This window comes from Candidatus Stoquefichus massiliensis AP9 (genome assembly GCF_000455285.1).
Taxonomy (GTDB): domain Bacteria; phylum Bacillota_I; class Bacilli_A; order Erysipelotrichales; family Coprobacillaceae; genus Stoquefichus; species Stoquefichus massiliensis.
Map to the genome: position 1 here is coordinate 106,638 of NZ_HG005292.1, position 18,318 is coordinate 124,955.

Annotated in this window: 21 protein-coding genes; 10 read left to right on the forward strand and 11 right to left on the reverse strand. The window is 28.8% G+C overall.

Annotated features, from left to right (window positions below; all coding sequences use genetic code 11):
- Positions 1–74: 74 nt before the first annotated feature.
- The 4 genes from BN350_RS14455 to BN350_RS14470 form a co-directional block, all read right to left on the reverse strand.
- A complete protein-coding gene (locus BN350_RS14455) occupies positions 75–2,075 on the reverse strand; it encodes an AAA family ATPase (RefSeq protein ID WP_028044244.1) in 2,001 nt (666 codons plus the stop codon).
- Between the two features lie 163 nt (positions 2,076–2,238).
- Positions 2,239–4,473 (reverse strand): glycoside hydrolase family 3 N-terminal domain-containing protein, encoded by a 2,235-nt coding sequence (locus BN350_RS14460; RefSeq protein ID WP_028044245.1) that lies wholly within the window; start codon positions 4,471–4,473, stop codon positions 2,239–2,241.
- 2 nt (positions 4,474–4,475) lie between these two features.
- Positions 4,476–5,285, reverse strand: a complete 810-nt coding sequence (locus BN350_RS14465; RefSeq protein WP_028044246.1) for a MurR/RpiR family transcriptional regulator — start codon at positions 5,283–5,285, stop codon at positions 4,476–4,478.
- 44 nt (positions 5,286–5,329) lie between these two features.
- Positions 5,330–6,646, reverse strand: a complete 1,317-nt coding sequence (locus tag BN350_RS14470) for a PTS sugar transporter subunit IIC (RefSeq protein ID WP_028044247.1) — start codon at positions 6,644–6,646, stop codon at positions 5,330–5,332.
- 537 nt (positions 6,647–7,183) lie between these two features.
- Here BN350_RS14470 and BN350_RS14475 point away from each other — a divergent pair.
- The gene (locus BN350_RS14475; RefSeq protein ID WP_028044248.1) at positions 7,184–7,504 is read left to right on the forward strand and encodes a recombinase family protein; all 321 of its coding nucleotides are present in this window, start codon (positions 7,184–7,186) and stop codon (positions 7,502–7,504) included.
- Positions 7,505–7,538: 34 nt separating this feature from the next.
- On the opposite strand, the gene srtB is transcribed toward BN350_RS14475, so the two are convergent.
- A complete protein-coding gene (gene srtB, locus BN350_RS14480; protein WP_028044249.1) occupies positions 7,539–8,264 on the reverse strand; it encodes a class B sortase in 726 nt (241 codons plus the stop codon).
- Positions 8,264–9,364, reverse strand: coding sequence for a redox-regulated ATPase YchF (gene ychF / locus BN350_RS14485; protein WP_028044250.1), 1,101 nt, complete (start codon positions 9,362–9,364; stop codon positions 8,264–8,266). Before ychF ends, srtB begins: the two co-directional genes overlap by 1 nt.
- A 163-nt stretch (positions 9,365–9,527) precedes the next feature.
- Between ychF and BN350_RS14490 the strand changes: the two genes are divergently transcribed.
- From BN350_RS14490 to BN350_RS14525, 8 genes are all read left to right on the forward strand, one after another.
- Complete coding sequence (locus BN350_RS14490; RefSeq protein WP_028044251.1) at positions 9,528–10,220, forward strand: LytR/AlgR family response regulator transcription factor; 693 nt, start codon at positions 9,528–9,530, stop codon at positions 10,218–10,220.
- A gap of 89 nt (positions 10,221–10,309) precedes the next feature.
- Complete coding sequence (locus BN350_RS14495; RefSeq protein WP_187117143.1) at positions 10,310–11,434, forward strand: hypothetical protein; 1,125 nt, start codon at positions 10,310–10,312, stop codon at positions 11,432–11,434.
- Positions 11,435–11,512: 78 nt separating this feature from the next.
- Positions 11,513–11,941 carry a hypothetical protein gene (locus tag BN350_RS14500; protein WP_028044253.1) on the forward strand — a complete coding sequence of 143 codons (429 nt, stop codon included), beginning with the start codon at positions 11,513–11,515 and terminating at the stop codon, positions 11,939–11,941.
- 193 nt (positions 11,942–12,134) lie between these two features.
- On the forward strand, positions 12,135–12,608 hold the full coding sequence (locus BN350_RS14505; protein ID WP_028044254.1) for a phosphatase PAP2 family protein: 474 nt from the start codon (positions 12,135–12,137) through the stop codon (positions 12,606–12,608).
- Positions 12,609–12,698: 90 nt separating this feature from the next.
- Positions 12,699–13,124, forward strand: a complete 426-nt coding sequence (locus tag BN350_RS14510; protein ID WP_028044255.1) for a MarR family transcriptional regulator — start codon at positions 12,699–12,701, stop codon at positions 13,122–13,124.
- Positions 13,121–13,969 (forward strand): DegV family protein, encoded by an 849-nt coding sequence (locus BN350_RS14515; RefSeq protein ID WP_028044256.1) that lies wholly within the window; start codon positions 13,121–13,123, stop codon positions 13,967–13,969. The genes BN350_RS14510 and BN350_RS14515 overlap by 4 nt, the downstream gene beginning before the upstream one ends.
- Before the next feature lie 116 nt (positions 13,970–14,085).
- On the forward strand, positions 14,086–14,526 hold the full coding sequence (locus BN350_RS14520; protein WP_028044257.1) for a LytTR family DNA-binding domain-containing protein: 441 nt from the start codon (positions 14,086–14,088) through the stop codon (positions 14,524–14,526).
- 9 nt (positions 14,527–14,535) lie between these two features.
- Complete coding sequence (locus tag BN350_RS14525) at positions 14,536–14,988, forward strand: DUF3021 domain-containing protein (RefSeq protein ID WP_028044258.1); 453 nt, start codon at positions 14,536–14,538, stop codon at positions 14,986–14,988.
- Between the two features lie 34 nt (positions 14,989–15,022).
- Here BN350_RS14525 and BN350_RS14530 read toward each other — a convergent pair whose 3' ends face one another.
- The gene (locus BN350_RS14530) at positions 15,023–15,343 is read right to left on the reverse strand and encodes an Rpn family recombination-promoting nuclease/putative transposase (RefSeq protein ID WP_028044259.1); all 321 of its coding nucleotides are present in this window, start codon (positions 15,341–15,343) and stop codon (positions 15,023–15,025) included.
- A 456-nt stretch (positions 15,344–15,799) separates the two neighbouring features.
- Here BN350_RS14530 and BN350_RS14535 point away from each other — a divergent pair, with 456 nt between their 5' ends.
- Positions 15,800–16,261, forward strand: a complete 462-nt coding sequence (locus BN350_RS14535) for a DUF2798 domain-containing protein (RefSeq protein WP_028044260.1) — start codon at positions 15,800–15,802, stop codon at positions 16,259–16,261.
- A 70-nt stretch (positions 16,262–16,331) separates the two neighbouring features.
- Here the strand turns inward: BN350_RS14535 and BN350_RS14540 are convergent, their stop codons facing one another.
- The 4 genes from BN350_RS14540 to BN350_RS20045 form a co-directional block, all read right to left on the reverse strand.
- Complete coding sequence (locus BN350_RS14540) at positions 16,332–16,730, reverse strand: hypothetical protein (protein WP_028044261.1); 399 nt, start codon at positions 16,728–16,730, stop codon at positions 16,332–16,334.
- Between the two features lie 110 nt (positions 16,731–16,840).
- Positions 16,841–17,293: a transcriptional regulator gene (locus BN350_RS14545; protein WP_028044262.1), complete on the reverse strand. Its 453-nt coding sequence runs from the start codon at positions 17,291–17,293 to the stop codon at positions 16,841–16,843.
- Between the two features lies 1 nt (position 17,294).
- Positions 17,295–17,852 carry a cyclase family protein gene (locus BN350_RS14550; RefSeq protein WP_028044263.1) on the reverse strand — a complete coding sequence of 186 codons (558 nt, stop codon included), beginning with the start codon at positions 17,850–17,852 and terminating at the stop codon, positions 17,295–17,297.
- 132 nt (positions 17,853–17,984) lie between these two features.
- The coding region (locus BN350_RS20045; RefSeq protein ID WP_196802969.1) for a DUF3800 domain-containing protein at positions 17,985–18,318 on the reverse strand (334 nt) is incomplete at its 5' end.

The following is an 18,318-nucleotide window of genomic DNA, read 5'->3' on the forward strand; positions in this document are numbered from 1 at the left end:
TTATTTATTCTATCATATTATGTAAAGCCTGTCGACCTTCTTTGTCAACAGGCTGAAACTACACAATGTGTAGTTTATCTATTCTTAGAAACAATATATTTTTTCATCTTTGTAAGAATTGCTCTGGCACCTGTTGTGTAATCATAATCATCTAATATATCATGAATCATTGATGATGTGAGTTGAATAGGTGCATTTTGTATTAAAATCTGTTTTAATGCCTGCTTATGAAGTGTTTGGTATGGGATGATTTCATCAATTCTATTTAAAAATTCCTCACTAAATGATTCTTTTAAACTCTCTTTAGAATATGTTTTCTTTTTAAAACCTACAGATGGTTTGTTTTGAGACATGACATTAGATGTCATAATAATAAGAGTATCTTTAAAAGATATTTTATGATGATGATTATCTTTGATAATACCTTCATCAAAAACTTGTAAAAATAAGTGCATCACTTGAGGATGTGCTTTTTCTATTTCATCTAATAAAACTACTGAATTGGGATGAAGAATAATTTCATGCAATAATGATGAATGATCATCATATCCAACATAACCTGGTGGCGAACCTATAATCTTAGAAACACTACTTGGTTCACTGTATTCAGACATATCTAATTTAATAAAATTACGATTTAATAATTGAGCAAGTTCTCTAGCAGTTTGGGTTTTACCTATCCCACTACTTCCTACTAATAAATAAATTCCTTTAGGTTTATGAGGATGAGGATACTGTGCTAATGATTCTAATGATTCAACAATTGTTTCTATAGCTTGATCTTGTCCTATAATAACTTTTTTCAAGTCTTGTTCAAGATTTTGATAAGAAAAAGTACTTAAAGTCATTCCTGTCATTTCTTCTATGACTTTTTCTATATTTTCTTTTTTTAAGGTATCCTGATGTAAGAATGTCGCTTTAACGCATGCTAAATCTAAGACATCCAGTGCTTTATCCGGAAATACCCGTTGTATTAAATATTCATCACAAAGTTCAATAACATCATCAAGTAAGATATCTTCTATTTGAAGATGGTGATAGCTTTCATACTGTGGTTTCAATCCTTGTAAAATAGCTTTGGTTTCTTCTTTTGTATTTTCATTTAATTTAATAACTGCAAAACGTCTATTCATAGCTTGATCTTTTTCAAAATACTTATAATATTCTTCAATTGTTGTTGCTCCAACAATTGTTAAATCTTTACGTGCTAGATAAGGCTTGAGAATATTAGATGCATCAATTGCTCCTTCAGCCCCACCTGCCCCAATTAAATTATGAATTTCATCAATAAACAAAATAGCATCTTTTGCCTGAATAACTTTATCTATAATTTTTTTGAATTTTTCTTCAAATTCACCACGATACTTTGTTCCAGCAACAATACTTGATAAGTTTAATTCATAAACAACTTTATTTTTTAATGCTTCTGGTACTTCTTGATGATTAATACTCAATGCTAATTTCTCAACAAGTGCTGTCTTCCCAACACCTGCTTTACCAATTAATAAAGCATTATTCTTTTCTTTTTTACATAATGTTAAAAAAAGTTGTTCTAACTCTTTATCCCTGCCAATCATTCGTTTTTCTTGTTTCTTAACAAGTGTGTTAAAATTTGTTAATTCATGAATTAAATCTAATTCATGTAGTAATGACTTCTCTTCACTTAATTCCTTTTTCACTTCTTCAAAGGGAACATGATACTTATTTAATAACTCAACTGCGACACTCTCTCTTTGCATTAACATAGCAATAGACAATGTATTTAACGAAACTTTACTTTCTTTTCTTGCAGCACTCATGCTCATTGCATCTTCTAATATCTTCTTGACAACTTCGCTATATTCCATATAAAAAGGTTGAATATCTTTTTCTCCAAACAACCTTACAATATCTTCATATATCATTTCATCATCAACATGATATGTCTTTAATATCTTTGAAAAAGGACTATCTTTCATCTTTAAAAGAGATAAGAGAAGATGTTCACTCCCTACACTACTATGTCCTAAATCAAAAGCTATACTTTCAGCAATCACAATTGCTTTTTGTGCTTTTTCATGAAATTGTGTGAGCATACTACACCTCTTTTCCTTTCTATCATATGAACTCTAATTGAAATTATTAACTATTTCTATTGATTTAATCAATTTATTGATTAGTATTATTTTCCATTTCAAATCAAAAAGGAAATACTCACAATATTGTGAATATTTCCTTTATAGAGGGAGTTAAAAATATTTATATAATGAATAATTTTTTTGTTATAAAATCTTCTGAATTCTTAGCAATTAAGATATCTACACTACCACTTTCAATGATATGTTTCATTTGATCATTCCAAATCTTAAAAGATTCTCCATTAAGATGAATAGTTATATCTTGATTACTTTGTTTTTTTATAAGCACTTTTTTAAATGCTTTTAATTCTTTATATCTTCTTGTAATAGAAGATTCATTATCAATAAGATAAATTTGGACAATTTCACTACCATCTCTCTCACTTATATTTGTGACTTTTAAAGAAATATCTATGCCTTTGTCTTCTAACTCTTTTATCGTTACTTTATTTTTTGACAATTTTACATTATGGTATTCAAACTGACTATAACTAAGACCATACCCAAATGGATACAATGCTTTACCACTCATATCAATATAATCTTCCTTTGCTCCAGAATACTTTCCATTATAGAAACAAGGTAATTGCATGGAAGAGCGTGGTATTGATACAGATAATTTACCACTTGGATTATTATCTCCAAAAAGCGTTTCTGCAATTGCTAGTCCACCTAGATTGCCAGGATACCAAGCAGCCAAAATAGCACAACTCTCTTCAATAATATTTTCAATAGAATGAGGTCTCCCTTGTATAAGCACAGTTATAACCTTTTGATTCACCTGCTTAATTTTTTTCACAAGTTCAACCTGAACTCCTTCTAAATCTAATGAAGCCATGTCAACATTTTCACCACAGTTCATTTCATGTTTATCATAACTTGTTTTCACTGCACCATTACTTTCAAATTCCATCTTAAAATTTCTTGCACTTGATCCTCCTATTGCCAAAATAACAACATCACTCTCTTTTGCAAGTTTGATAGCTTCATCCATATCTTTATGTGAATAATCACGAATATGACAACCTAATGCATATTTTACTTCAACATCATCAACAATTTCTTGTATTCCTTGATATATTGTCACAACATCTTCATCTTTTTGAAATGATGTATAATCACCTAACATATTCATTTTATTATTTGCATTTGGCCCAATCACCGCAATTTTCTTAATATCTTTATTTAACGGTAATATACCATCATTCTTAAGTAATACCTGACATTCTCTAGCCGCTTGCAAAGCCAGTTGTTTTTCGTGTTGAGGTGGAGACATTTGTTTTCTTTCTTCAAAAAGACCTAATTCATTCTTTAATGTCAATATTCTCTGAACACTCTCATCTAATGTTTCTTCTCTTAAATAACCTTTATCAACAGACTCCTCAAGATAAGTATAAACATTATCCCATAAACTTATATCGACACCCGCCTGATTCGCTTTTGCTGCCATCTTAGGAATATTAGGATTCATGATCATTAAACGATCTAGAGCGCAACCATCTGCCATAACAATACCTTCAAATCCATAGTCTTTCCTAAGAATATCCCTTAAAAGATGCTGATTAATATGACAAGGAATTCCATCAATTTCATTATATGCTGCCATCACACCTTTTGCGCCACTTTGAATACCTGCTTCTACTGGTGGTAGAAACACTTCTCGTAATTCACGTGGTCCAATAGAAGCTGCTCCAGAATTATGACCTCCAACACCAGCTCCTTGTGCACACAAATGTTTTAAGACAACTCCAACACCATTTTGTTTAGACTGAAATCCTTGCACTGCTGCTTTTGTCATTTCACTGGTTAAATATCCATCTTCACTAAAACACTCTTCACTTCTTCCCCAACGTGGATCACGTACAACATCTAATCCTGTAAAAAGCGCCAAATGTCCACCTTTACTTGCCAATTCTTGACTCACTTCCTGACATATGTCCTCTAAAAGTGCTGGATTCCACGTCATTCCCATAGATATATTTGCTGGATACATCATACTATGTAATCCTTGATGCCCATGTACACACTCTTCACTAATTAACGCTGGTATTTTAAGACGTGTATTTTCAGTGATATAATCTTGAATCATTGTAATAACTTTAAAACTATCCTCTTTACTAATCCCATTCACTTCATTCATACCAGACCATGCATCTGCTCTTAACACCCCATAAATAGCACCAACTCCACCAAATCTTTGCACATGATCTTTAAATAATTGTGTTAATTCATATTTTCCTTCTTCATTCTTCTGAAAACATTGCCAGCCATAAAGATGCTGATTGAGTTGTCCTACCTTTTCTGTCAATGACATTTGGGATATCCACTTATCTATTTCATTTATTGTAATTGTCACTGTCATTCTCCTCTAATATAATATGAAACTTTATAATTCATTTGATCTATTCTTTCTTTATCTAACTGATGTAATTTTTCAAAAAGAGCTTCTAAGACAATCAATTGAGACATTTCAGTAACCAATGTACTTCCTTCTCTTCCCATCTCCTGCCCAGCAGTCAAAAGAACAATATCACCCATTTTAGCTAGAGAAGATTCCTCATAATTCGTAATTGCTATAATTTTTGAACCATTTTGTTTTGCTAAAGCAATAGATTCAATTGTTGAAGAATTTTCACCAGAAATACTAAGCCCCAAAGCAATATCATTTTGACCCATCATATTTGCTGATAAAATCTGTAAATATTTATCATCAGCAACAATACATTTATAACCATATGCTGTTAAACGCATCCGTGCTGCTTTAGCAGTTAGACCTGAAAATCCACTTCCAAACACATAAACAGTTTCACTCTTTATAATCTCTTTTGCAACTTTTTCTAATTGTTTTTCATCAACTAATTGAATTGTATCCTTTACCATTGTATTAATATTTCTGATGGTTATATTTTCATCTTGATTGGCATTCTTTTTATTTTTTTCATTTAGTAAAATTGCTTTTTGTTTCAACTCATAGTAACCAGAAAACCCAAGATGTTTACAAAATCTTAAAATAGTTGTTTCACCAACTGCACATTGACTTGCTAAATCACCAATACTCAAATATAAAATTTGGTCAAAGTGCTGATTAATATATAAAGCGACTTTTTTCTCGGATTTTGTTAAGTTTGGAAATAAACTCTTAATTTTAATAATTAATTCATTGTTCATAATTTCACCTTCTTTAAAATAACATCAATTAATATGAAATAAATCTATTTATTATCCTGATTATCCAGACTTTGCTCCACCTTATTGCTGACCTTTACAAATGGAACATAAATAATAACATCTAGGGCTAGTAAAACTAAAGATAATATTGCAGCCATAAAATCTCCACCCGTTGCAAAGAATGCATAGAAACCTGGTGGAGTAATCCAAGGTACTTGTGCTACAACTCTTCCAACTAAATTCATATTCGTCATAATATATGCAATAATTAAATTAATTGATGGAACAATAATTGCTGGAATCATAAATATTGGGTTCATTACAACAGGTAACCCAAACATAATAGGCTCTGAAATATTAAATAAGGAAGGAACAAGTCCTAATTTTGCTACTGTTTTATGATCTTGACGTTTTGAAACAATAAAAATTGCAATAATAAGGGCAAGAACACATCCGCCTCCACCGATAAGACCATACATATTCATAAATGGTTCTGTTACAATATTAGGAATTGAATTTCCCGCCCCACTTGCAGCAATATTTTCAGTCAATGCTTCTAGCATAGGTGCAGTTCTAATTGGTGACAATATAGGTGCTCCATGAATCCCAAATACCCATAATAAATCTGAAATAAATTGTAAGAAAATAAGCCCAGGTGATGATAATACAAAACGACTTAATGGTTTAGAAATTACAGCCGTAATAATATCAGGCACTGTCACTCCCCACACAAAATCCAGTCCAAAAACTAATAACGTAAAAATTGTAATTGTGATTAACTCTGGAATTAGAGCATTAAATGATTTTTCAATTGCAGGTGGAACATTATCAGGCATTTTTATTCTTAGACAACGGATAGATGCCAATTTCACAAAAATCTCTGTTCCAATTAAAGCGGTTAACAAAGAATAAATTAATCCGCTACTTGATGTTAACTCCTGCGCAAACATTCCAGAAATAATAATAGGATCTTTAATTCCATCAACTACTACTGACTGCGTTACAGGCATTAAAATAAACATTAAAGCAACAGCTAACCCACCAGCATGAATTTTTGTAAAACCAGACTGAGCAAGTTCAGGTTTTACTCTTAAATAATATTCAGCTAAATTATTTGCAGTTGTAAATGCGATAAGAATAGACAAAACCCCAAGTGTTCCCTGATTAGCTATTGTCGCAATTCCTGAAAAGATATCAGTATGAAAGAAGTTCGCTCCTAAAGCATTCAATAAAACGAATAAAGACGCTGCCATTATTAATGGCATTGAAATAATAAAACTATCTTTTACCGCACTTAAATGACGTTGCTGTGCAAGTTTCGTAGCTATTGGTAAAAGTTTGTTAGCAAGTTTGTCTAACATATATTTCCTCCTCAAATTATTTTTGTACGGCCTAGGTTACGTTACATCTTTAAACTAGCATAGTTATTTAAAAAAGGAAATAGTGTTTTATTTATTTAACATATTTTGGGATTTTTATTCCATTACATTAAAATTATTATCTTTATAGCAACAAAAATGGAACTTTTTATTTCAATTTTATCCCAATATAAGCCTATAATTTCCGAGTCTATGGACATCAGTAAAGCCAAATATTATTAAAATCAGCTCTCTATTTAATAAAGTCATAAAATGATACTATCTGACATTTATTCTATTAACACAATAATATTTATCATCTCTCATAAAAAAATTTATATACTTAACATTTGTGATAAACAAAAGTATAACAAAGCCGTTTTTTTGGCTTTCATTTATTATTGTAAAAAACATAATTTATAAATATATGAGATAATAATACCAGAAGGAGGATGATATATTATGTTTCTCAAGAAAGGTCGATTCAACTCTTAAGCCTAACCTTTTGTCGCTTGATTGGTAAAAAAGGAGGCAGATTTATTGAAAAAAAGAGTTTGGATTTATTGTCGCGTTTTATCTCAAACACACTTATATCTCTTGAAATTTCAAGAAAAGAAATTATTCTCATTTGCTAAACGGGAACATATGGATATTATCGGTATTACAAAAGAAGTTGGCAGTGCTCAAACTTTTCAAAGATATCCAATAACTCAATTATTGCCTTATATTAAGACAAATCGAATTGATATGATCCTTGTTGACAATCAAAAACGCTTATTTTCTAATGATGACCTTTTATATGAATTCTTATTATTATGTGAGTATTATCATGTAAGGGTTATTGAAACAAAATCTTCCTGACACTATTGAAAAATAGTGAAAAGAGTCATCAAATTTATGATGGCTCTTTTACATTTTCTTTTAATTGTCCATAAATAACAAATCTGTTTTCTGTTCCATTTAAACATGTACTTAACATAATCAATGGTTTTTGTTTTTCACTTACTGATGTTTTTACCTTTGCCTTATTTAATACAGATTGTGTATATTGTGAATATTGAATACCTTTTTGATATAAATCACTTGTTGCTTCAATGATACATGAAGCAAATACATCATAGATATTAATTGTTCCATTAGGTAAATAAATGTATATTTGTAGATGTTTATTAAAATAATCATCTTCCACAAAGTATCTTAAATCATGAAAACGAGATCCGTTTTTCATATTATGTCCATAAATAATTGTATTATCATCACTAAAGTCTTTTTTATTGATTTCATCAATAAAGATTGCTCCTGCTTTATTACTCTTTTTATATATATCTGTATAAAGATAGGAATCATTATTTTTTCCTTTTAAAATAGGCTCATCTATCTTTGTATCTGGAATATATAACCATCCAATAACATCAGGATTTGTTTTTTGAAGTTCCTCAAAATGAATAGCTCTTTGTAGTGGATTATTTTCTTCTACTTGTTCTATATAGGTTTCTACTAACTCATCTGATGCTTTTTCTATCTGATAATAATCATAAAAGATTATTCCTAATTGAATTGCCGAATATGTGAACACACATATACAAATAAATAGAATAATTTTTCTAATTTTTTCTTTCATTAAACATTAAACTTGAAGAACATGATATCTCCATCTTGTCCTACATATTGTTTTCCTTCCTGTCTAATTTTTCCAGCATCTCTTAAAGCATGTTCACTTCCATATTCCATAAGATCATCATAGCTATATGTTTCTGCTTTAATAAATCCTTTTTGGAAATCAGTATGGATAATTCCTGCCATTTCTGGCGCAAGCATTCCTTTTTTAAAAGTCCATGCTCTTACTTCATCAGCACCAACTGTAAAGAAAGTATGTAGCCCTAATAATGCATATGCTTCTTTAATAAGTTTATCTAATCCACTTTCATCTATTCCAAGATCTTGCATAAATAAGTCTTTTTCATCTTTTTCTAACCCAACCAGTTCACTTTCAATCTTAGCACAAATAGGAACAACATCGCATCCTTCTTTTGATGCATAATCTTTGAGTTGGACATAATAAGGATTACTACTTGGACTTTCTAGATCTTCTTCACCTAAATTTGCTACATAGATTAATGGTTTCATAGTCAACAAAGTATATTGTTTAATAATATCTTTTTCATCTTTTGTCAATTCCATTGTACGTGCTGGTTTTCCAGCTTCTAGCACCTCTTTTATAGGGGCCAAAACATCCATCTCAGCTTTTGCTTCCTTATCACCAGATTTTGCTTTTTTTTCAATTTTACCAATTCTTTTATCAACTGTTTCCAGATCTGCAAAAATCAATTCAAGATTAATTGTTTCAACATCACGAATAGGATCTACATCACCATCTACATGTGTAATATCCTTATCTCTAAAACAACGAACAACTTCACAAATTGCATCTGTTTCCCTAATATTCGCTAAAAATTTATTTCCTAATCCTTCTCCGCGACTTGCACCTTTAACCAATCCTGCAATATCCGTAAATTCAAATGTTGTTGGAATAGTTTTCTTGGGTTTAAAAATCTTTGTTAATTCATCTAAACGATAATCTGGAACTTCTACCACTCCTACATTAGGATCAATTGTTGCAAATGGGTAATTTGCTGCCTCTACTTGTGCATTTGTAATTGCATTAAATAAAGTTGATTTTCCTACGTTTGGTAGTCCCACAATACCTGCTGTTAATGCCATATCATATCACTCCTAACTTCCTATTCATTTTATCTAAAAACCTTGTAAAATACAAGTTATTTATCTAACTGATTGTTAATCTAAACTTGCCAAACTGAATTTTAGTGTCATTTCATTAAATTTTTGATAAAATATACATAAGCTAAAGAAAGGTATTGATATTATGAAGTGTGCAATTGTTGATGATGATATTGTTTTTTCAAGAAAACTACATAATAAATTAGAAACATACTTAAATAAATTTTTTGATCATAATCAGGTTGATATTATATCTGATGAGTTCGGTAAAATAGACTATAATCATTATGATATTATTTTCATGGATATTGACTTAAAAAGTTATAATGGTATTCAATTAGGAAAACAAATTAATGACTTACAATCTAACCATATTATTATATTTGTTTCTTCATTAAATGAATGTGTCTTTGATGCATTAGCTATACATCCTCTTTTTTTCATGAGAAAAAGTCATTTAGAGAAAGATTTTCTTATTCTCACAAATATATTAGATGATGTTTTACATCATAAATTCAAAAACTTTCAAATCACCATAAATGGCCGTCAAATATATATTTATAATCAGGATATTCAATATATTAGTGTCGCTGGTCATGATATTACAATTAATACAGGACATCAATACTATACTTTTAGAGGCTCTTTAAGTGATATATTGAATAAAATACATGATTCTGATATTATTCAAGTTTCTAAATCAACAGCTGTAAATTTTTATAATATTATGAATATAACTCAAAATAAAATAATTTTGAAAAACAATACAAAAATAGATATTGGGAGAGCTTATAAGGAAAATGTGAATCAAAAATATATAGAGTTGTTACTAAGATGATCTTGATTTATACGTTTTCTATTTCTATCCTTATTTCTCTCTTCTGTATATTTTATTTTGATTTATCATCAAAAATAAAATATTTAATAATGATGATATTATCATTATTTGTAACAATATATATATGTGAAATATATTTTTCATATCTGATTATTGAAGATATCTTTCTTATTTTAGAAATGATTATGTTTATATCACTTTATCACCATCAGTTTTACCACGAATCTTTTACAATCTCACTATTATTAATGATTACTAAAATAATCTCTAAAATTATTTCACTGAATATTATTCAAATAGCAACTCGTCAATCTATTCACTTTATCTTAACACATCAAAATTATTATGATTTTATGCTACTCATTGAAATTATTCTTTTTATGATTGCTTGTATAAATATATATTTACTCAAACTCAAAAAATCTATTAACTTTAATCATAAAAATTGGAAAGAATTACAAATATTATTACTTATAATTATCACATTTTTATTTATTTTTGAATTTGTCATTCTTAATAACTTAGGAATGAATCATATTATTCTCATTATGAGTATTGTTTTATTAGCACTCTCTATTTTCTTTATTTTCACATATGACAAAATTCTTCAATTAAGCCAAGAAAATACAGAATATTTATTAAATGAACAAAAATATCATTATCGTTCTATTAATAAAGACACTCTCTTAAAAGCTAATGAAGAAATGAAATCATTAGAACATCGCATGACATATTCATTACTTCAAATAAAGAATTCTATTATAAATCAAGATGATAATAATGCGTTGCTCATCATTGATCAATATTTCAAAAAAATAAACCAATATAAATCGACTATTCTAACTGATAATCCCTATTTTGATTTTGTCATAAATTCCAAAATAAATGCCCTTTACAATGATGGCTATACATTTAAAATGACTTCAACAATCAATTGCAATCCAATTCTTGAAGATAAGAATATTGTTAATATATTTATGAAGATTATTGATTATTATGTTAAATTAAGTATCGATAAAGATTTAATATTGGATTTTATTGATAAAGGAGATTATTTGCTTTTCACTATAACAACACAAACGCTTTTTTCTTGTAATATCATTCAAAATGAAATTAAAGAATTCATTAATGATAATGTCAATTATCATGTCAAATCAAATAATAACTATGTGACATGCCAACTACTTTTTAAAAATAATTATTTCATTTCATGACACTTTCTTGTTGTTTATGGCAAAGTTTATGACAAGACTATAAATCTAAAATATAATTTGTATGAAGGAGGAATTCAAATGAACACATTCTTAATTGGTACAAAGAAACATGGATGTTTAATCGATAATGAGCAACATACAATAACATATTATGATCTTTTAAGTCTATATGAAAAACTTAAAGGAAAAAAACATGTACAAGTTTTTCATTATCATGAAATTCATGAAATTGTTGTCACTTATGGTATACAGGATTTCTTTAGATCTCCAACTGTAACAATTACACTCATTTTAAAACTTAAAAATCATACAAATACTGATGTTATTATTTTCTATAACAATACAACTAGAAATGATTTATTATCCTTTATTGATATCTTAAAAAACTCATCTCTTACTTTAATTGATCCTTATCATATCTTTGAAAAAATTGAAACAACTTCTCAAAGTATTTGGGAAATTATTTCATCTATTGAAAAACAGCGTTTTGAAAAAAGATGTCAATGATATAAACCTCATCTTTAAAAATGATTGATCAGGATAATCTTCTTGATAAATTTTAGAAGATAAATAAAACATATTAACTAACACTTTAAAGGACGTGAAGTCCTTTTCTTATTGTAAGAGACATGAAGAGTTATATGAATTTATTTGTTTTCATTCTTTGTTTTGGTTATAATAGGTAAGGAAGGGTGAGATTATGGAAAAATTTTATATAACATTATTAGCAAATATTCGTAAACATCCAGTTATTGAACGAATGATTATCTCAATAACCAAATATTTCCCTTATATTACTTTTGTTATTTATCCTTGTTTACTAATCTATTTATTTTCTATACAAAGTTCATTGTTATGGGAATCTATATGGAAACCACTTGGTGCTTTCTTATTGGTTACTATATTTCGTAAAATAGTCAATCGCCCTCGCCCCTATGATCAAATAAATATAAAACCTCTTATTGGGCATAAACATGGAGAATCTTTTCCAAGTCGTCATACTGTGAGTGCTTTTATTATTGCATTTGTATGTTTACCTGTTCATTTATATCTTGGTGTTTTTTCTATTGTTATAGCTACAATAATGAGTATATGTCGTATTCTTGCTGGAGTCCATTATATCAGTGATGTTGTTGTTTCTGTGATTATTGCTTTATTTTTTTATATTATTTAATTCAATTTTTTTAATTAATGAGTTGACAAAGAAAAAAATTATATTATACTGTACTTAAAATATTTTAAGTATCATCAAAGGAGGTGCACAATGTTAACTAAAGAATTCCAAGCAGTTTATAACCTCTTCAAAATGAACTTCTATGCTTCAATGTGTGCAAATTCAACTGAATTAACTATGCAAGAAGCGTTTAGTTTAGATATTATCTATATGTTAGGACATCCAACTATTTTAGAATATGCAAAATATATGGGTATTTCTCAGCCAAATGCGACTTACAAAATTAATCAGCTCATTGAAAAAGGTTATTTAATTAAAGAAGTGAGTAAAGAAGATAAAAGATCTTATCGTTTACAAGTTACAAAGAAATTCTTAGTTTTTTATCGTGATAATGATCGTTTTATAAAAAAAGTCCTTGGTGATATTGAGAATATTTTTAGTTCTGAAGAAGTAGAACTTCTTGAAAAAATGTTACATACTGTCAAAATTCATATGACACAAGGAGATAAAGAATGATTAAAATAATTACAGATTCAACAGCTGATATTGATTTAGAATATGCAAAACAATTAAATATTGAAATTATTCCACTTAAAGTTATAATTGATGGAAAAGAATATAAAGATAGAGTTGATTTACAGCCAGATCAATTTTATGATCTTTTGGCAAATAGTGAGGTCTTACCAACCACATCACAACCTGCACCACAAGAATTCTTAAACTTCTTTGAAGAAGCTAAGAGAAATGGTGATAGTGTAATTGTAATGACTCTATCAAGTACAATCAGTGGAACTTATCAAAGTGCCAATATTGCCAAAGATTTAGCTGAATATGATGATATTTATGTTATTGATAGTTTAGCTACAACACAAATGTTAAGATTACTTGTTTTAAAAGCAGTTTCTTTAAGAGAAATCGGACAGAATGTAAAAGATATTGTTCATATGCTTGAAGAATACAAACACAAAATAAGAATTGTTGCTTTTGTAGATACTTTAGAATATCTTTATAAAGGTGGTCGTTTATCAAAGACTGCTGCTGCCGCAGGAACTTTATTAAAGTTTAAACCTATCATTGGATTAAAAGAAGGTCATTTAGAAATGTTTGCAAAAGCAAGAGGAACCCAAAAGGCAACAGCAAAAATCATTGAATTAATTCATGAGGATGGAGAAATTGATTTAGATGAACCTATCTGTATTGGGTATACAGGAAATGATGATGGCTTAGATAAATTTGAGCAAACACTTCGTGAAGAATTTGGTTTTGGTGAAGTTCTTCATGGTTGTGTTGGTCCTGTTATAGGTACTCATGCTGGACCTGGCGCACGTTTAATTACATATATAAGCAAGTCGGAGAAATGATGTATGTCATTTCTCTTTTTTACCGTTCATCATTATATGAAACCACTTATCTAGAAAAGGATGATTATATATACTTTTTTGATTATAATGTATTTGAGAAATAGGAGGAGATAAAAATGCAAGTGAAAGTTGATATAGATCCTGATTGCAAAGAACCAATTGTCATTATTAAAACCAATCAAATGACTGATGAAATAACAGAACTCATTGAACAGCTCCATATAACACAACAAAATATTATTGCAGGTTTTCATAATGATACTGTTGAGTTATTAGATGTAGAAAAAGTCATTAGATTTTATTCATTAAACAAAAAGGTCTATGCACAAACAGATACAAAAAAATTTATAGTGCGTCTACGGCTTTATGAATTAGAAGAAAGATTATCTCATCAATCTTTTGTAAGAATTTCACATTCAGAAATTATTAACTTAAAAGCTATTCAAAAAATGGATTTAAGTTATACAGGAACAATTGCAGTTATCTTATCTAATCAAGTCACAACCTATGTATCACGACGTTATGTCTCAAAAATTAAAAAAGTATTAGGAATATGAGGTGATTATATGTTAAAGAAAATATGTATGAGAAGTCTTTTAGGGTTTCCATTAGGTATCACAATAGGTTATATAATAACAATTATAACATCCCTTATTTGGGGTCATGGTTATTATTCTCCTTGTGTCCCTTCATTAGTAGAAATGGTTGGAAGTGAGATTCTGGCAGTGATTATTCAAACTGTATTTACTGGTCTTTTAGGTGTGTCATTTGCTGCTTCTTCTGTTATATGGGAGATTGATAACTGGAGCATGAGTAAACAAACATTCATTTATTTTATGATAACTGCATTGACAATGTTTCCAATGGCTTATCTAATGGGTTGGATGGAACCTACTTTTATAGAATTCATTCTTTACTTTGCTGTCTTTACATTGATTTTTATAATCATATGGTTCATTCAGTATATCATCTACAAAAAACAAGTCCAAAATATCAATGAAAAAATTAAGAAATTATAATTAAACATGAGGTGTAACCTCATGTTTTCATATTTTAAAAATAAAATGTTTTTTTCTCCATTTCTGTTAAGATATGTAACTGGGGTGAACTTATGTTAGATATTTTGATAAAAGCTTTAGGTTTTAATTTGATTATCGTGATTGGTTTTATCCAGTAGCTTTCACCAGTATAGATGACAATCGTTACAACTGGTATAAAATGCAGACATTGTCTTTTATTAACATCACATAAGTTGAACTGCTGATTGTAGGTTGCATGATCATAGGTGAGGACACGCTTGCACATGGAATCGTCAATTCTCTGCTGATGTTCAATCGCAATGAGAACAGATATTCCATCAACCACAGTTAGCACGATGTTCTCTCTTCTTCTTTCAATAGACTCGATGACATTTCTGTCATGGAGAACTGTTGAGCCATCACTGTCCCACTGATGAAGCATATCCGGCTTAATGATTTCTTTGCCGTTAAAAAGGGCAAAATTGGCAAAATCAGCAAATACTTCAGGCTTCTTATAGATTTTTATAGTTAGAGAAACAAAACATATTTATGAGGTATATCTTAAGGGTATTATACAATAATTGCTTAAAAGAAATGATTATCAATAATAAAAATACCCTTCTATTATATATATACGCAAAAAATTTCCATTTTTTTATTTGCAAAAATATTTATTTTATTGACACTTTTTTTAATTTTGTTAAAATATGAGAGTAAAACAAAATAGAAAACATATACAATGTGTCGTTAAGAACGTAATTCCAATTGTTCTTTATGGCACTTTTTTGTTTTATAAGAAGGAGGAAATAAAATGCCAAAAACAAAGTTTCAAGATTTTATATTTTCTTTAATGATGGGATTTACTATGACATATGCTATGGAATTATATAATCTATCATTAAATAATGGAGGTTTAGAAAACCGTATTTTTATTGATGTTTTTCAAGATGTCTTTTTGATGATGATAATTGTTATTATGGTAGAAAAACTGATAGCTGGAAAAATGGCTAAAAAACTTGCTTTTCATATTATTAATCCAGATACAGATAAGCCTATTTTTGTAACACTGACTATTCAATGTTGTACCGTTTGTTTTATGTCACCTATTATGTCTTTAATTGCGACTCTTATTTTTAAACATCCCGGTCAGCAAATAATTGCAATATGGATACAAACACTTGCATTCAATTTTCCATTAGCGTTCTTTTGGCAAATCTTTTATGCTGGACCTTTGGTTAGATTTCTTTTTTGTAGAATCTTTCCACAAGTATAGGCGAGTCATTCTCGCTTTTTATTTATAATCATTATTAAATTACAATCTGTCAACATTTCGGCTGAACCTTTCACAATTTTGAATTCATTGCTTCATAGGTCATACAATCATATGAAATCTGATCTGGCATATATTTCATTCCTCCATTAACCATTGTCAAAGGAAAATGTGATTGTTTTCTTATATCCATTGCTGTTACACTTGATAATTCTGGTTGTACTGCAATAATCGCAATATATCCAAAATAAATTATTTCTATATTCACCTCTCGGTTCACATCTTCAACATAATTCAGATTCTGATATCCAATTGGTTTTTCAATAACAATCTGCTTTATATGATCTTTATTTTCAATCATATATCCATTGATTCCATAACTTTTTGGAACTTCTAATAGAAAACGTTCAGCTTCATGTTTATCATGAAATATTGATTCATCAAACCAATACATATTCGCATCAATAATCATTTTATCTCCCTCCTTATGACACTTCCATTCTAAAATAAAAGCGTTTTCATAGCAATTCCAATTCCTTTCTTATTTATTCCAAGAAAGAATAAATAAAAAAGCAACCAAAGTTACTTTTCTATCATCTGAATCTGTTCTTCTAAATACTGATTATAATCTTTCATAAATTCCTTAATATATTGTATTTCTATTGCTGAATACCTTTTAAAAAATTCTGTATCACGCTTTATCCATAATTGATGTCTTTTTTCATGTTCTTTATAAATCTTTCGACCTTTTCTTGTCAAACGATAATATTTTTCTTTTTTATTATCTGGTTTCATGTAGATTTCAATCAACCCCTGACTAGACAAACGTTTCACAATCTTACTTGCTGCACCACGTGTCATTTTTAAACATTGGGAAAGTTTTGTGACATTGATATCTTTCGTTTTACCAATATAATCAATACTATGGACATCTGAGTATCCATATTGATGTAAAAAATCACTTTCTGTTAATTTGGATAATTGATCTTGTTTCTCTAACTGTTCAGCAAATAATTCTAATAATTCCTGATACATATTAAATCTCTGCAACAACACGACATGGCAAACCTGTCATATCACTATAATTCACTGGATAAGTATTAATGATAGATTTTAAATATTTTTGATTATTTAATAAATCTTTTAAATGACATAAGTTTTCTATTACAAAGACATCATGATTCGCACAGTATTGGTCCATTGGAGTATGTTCTTTTCCTCTGCGAATACCTGCACAGTCAATTCCAATAACAGCGATTTCTCTTTTGATTAATTCCTCAATCAATTCATTTGATAACTGTGGATGCTGTGTAAAATATTCTTTATTTCCATATCCAGTTTTATCCATAAATCCTGTTGCAAATGCCACAAACATCCCTTTTTCAACTTTCTCTAAATCAATATCCTGACATTCAATTTCCATTTTATCTACTACATCAAAAACGATGGCAGATAAGTGTAAATAATCTAATGGAAATTCTTTATTCATCACATCAAAATGCGTTCCCATATGACCAACTAATGATTTTATCTCATTTCCATTTGCATCTTTCATCATTTGTGGTGTGACTTTTAATGTTAAATCATAGAACATATTAACCCCTCCTTTGTTTCCAAGGATACATTATATTTGTTTCCTGGTCAACAAAAAAAGTTTACTTTTTCAAATAAACCATAAATTGATTGCCTTTTTGATGATGAGCATTTTAATCTTTTTTAAATCTATTCATTTTCCAATCATCAATATCTCTGATTGACTCATCTTTTTCTTTTGATACTTATGATATAAACACTCAAAAGTACATATTAAATCTGCTGCCTGAAATAATATATACTCTTTTGGTTTGACTTTCCGATACTCAAAATGACTAAAATAATATGAACAAATTTGATTAATAATTCTTGTCACTTTGTTTTGTCCATTATCATAATAGACAATAATCTTATTATACGGAAGAAAGAAGTGATAATGTTCTATGATAAATAGCGATATATCTCTTATCATTTTTTGAATCAATTCATCTTTATCATGAAAATTTTTCTTTTCAAAACAAAATAAA

Coding starts and splice junctions, on each gene's coding strand:
- BN350_RS14520 (WP_028044257.1), top strand. CDS start 14,086: ATGCAAGTGAAAGTTGATATAGATCCTGATTGCAAAGAACCAATTGTC.
- BN350_RS14525 (WP_028044258.1), top strand. CDS start 14,536: ATGTTAAAGAAAATATGTATGAGAAGTCTTTTAGGGTTTCCATTAGGT.
- ychF (WP_028044250.1), bottom strand. CDS start 9,364: ATGGCATTAACAGCAGGTATTGTGGGACTACCAAACGTAGGAAAATCA.
- BN350_RS14500 (WP_028044253.1), top strand. CDS start 11,513: ATGAACACATTCTTAATTGGTACAAAGAAACATGGATGTTTAATCGAT.
- BN350_RS14505 (WP_028044254.1), top strand. CDS start 12,135: ATGGAAAAATTTTATATAACATTATTAGCAAATATTCGTAAACATCCA.
- BN350_RS14540 (WP_028044261.1), bottom strand. CDS start 16,730: ATGATTATTGATGCGAATATGTATTGGTTTGATGAATCAATATTTCAT.
- BN350_RS14545 (WP_028044262.1), bottom strand. CDS start 17,293: ATGTATCAGGAATTATTAGAATTATTTGCTGAACAGTTAGAGAAACAA.
- BN350_RS14495 (WP_187117143.1), top strand. CDS start 10,310: ATGATGATATTATCATTATTTGTAACAATATATATATGTGAAATATAT.
- BN350_RS14455 (WP_028044244.1), bottom strand. CDS start 2,075: ATGCTCACACAATTTCATGAAAAAGCACAAAAAGCAATTGTGATTGCT.
- BN350_RS14490 (WP_028044251.1), top strand. CDS start 9,528: ATGAAGTGTGCAATTGTTGATGATGATATTGTTTTTTCAAGAAAACTA.
- BN350_RS14535 (WP_028044260.1), top strand. CDS start 15,800: ATGCCAAAAACAAAGTTTCAAGATTTTATATTTTCTTTAATGATGGGA.
- BN350_RS14550 (WP_028044263.1), bottom strand. CDS start 17,852: ATGTTCTATGATTTAACATTAAAAGTCACACCACAAATGATGAAAGAT.
- srtB (WP_028044249.1), bottom strand. CDS start 8,264: ATGAAAGAAAAAATTAGAAAAATTATTCTATTTATTTGTATATGTGTG.
- BN350_RS14510 (WP_028044255.1), top strand. CDS start 12,699: ATGTTAACTAAAGAATTCCAAGCAGTTTATAACCTCTTCAAAATGAAC.
- BN350_RS14515 (WP_028044256.1), top strand. CDS start 13,121: ATGATTAAAATAATTACAGATTCAACAGCTGATATTGATTTAGAATAT.
- BN350_RS14465 (WP_028044246.1), bottom strand. CDS start 5,285: ATGAACAATGAATTAATTATTAAAATTAAGAGTTTATTTCCAAACTTA.
- BN350_RS14470 (WP_028044247.1), bottom strand. CDS start 6,646: ATGTTAGACAAACTTGCTAACAAACTTTTACCAATAGCTACGAAACTT.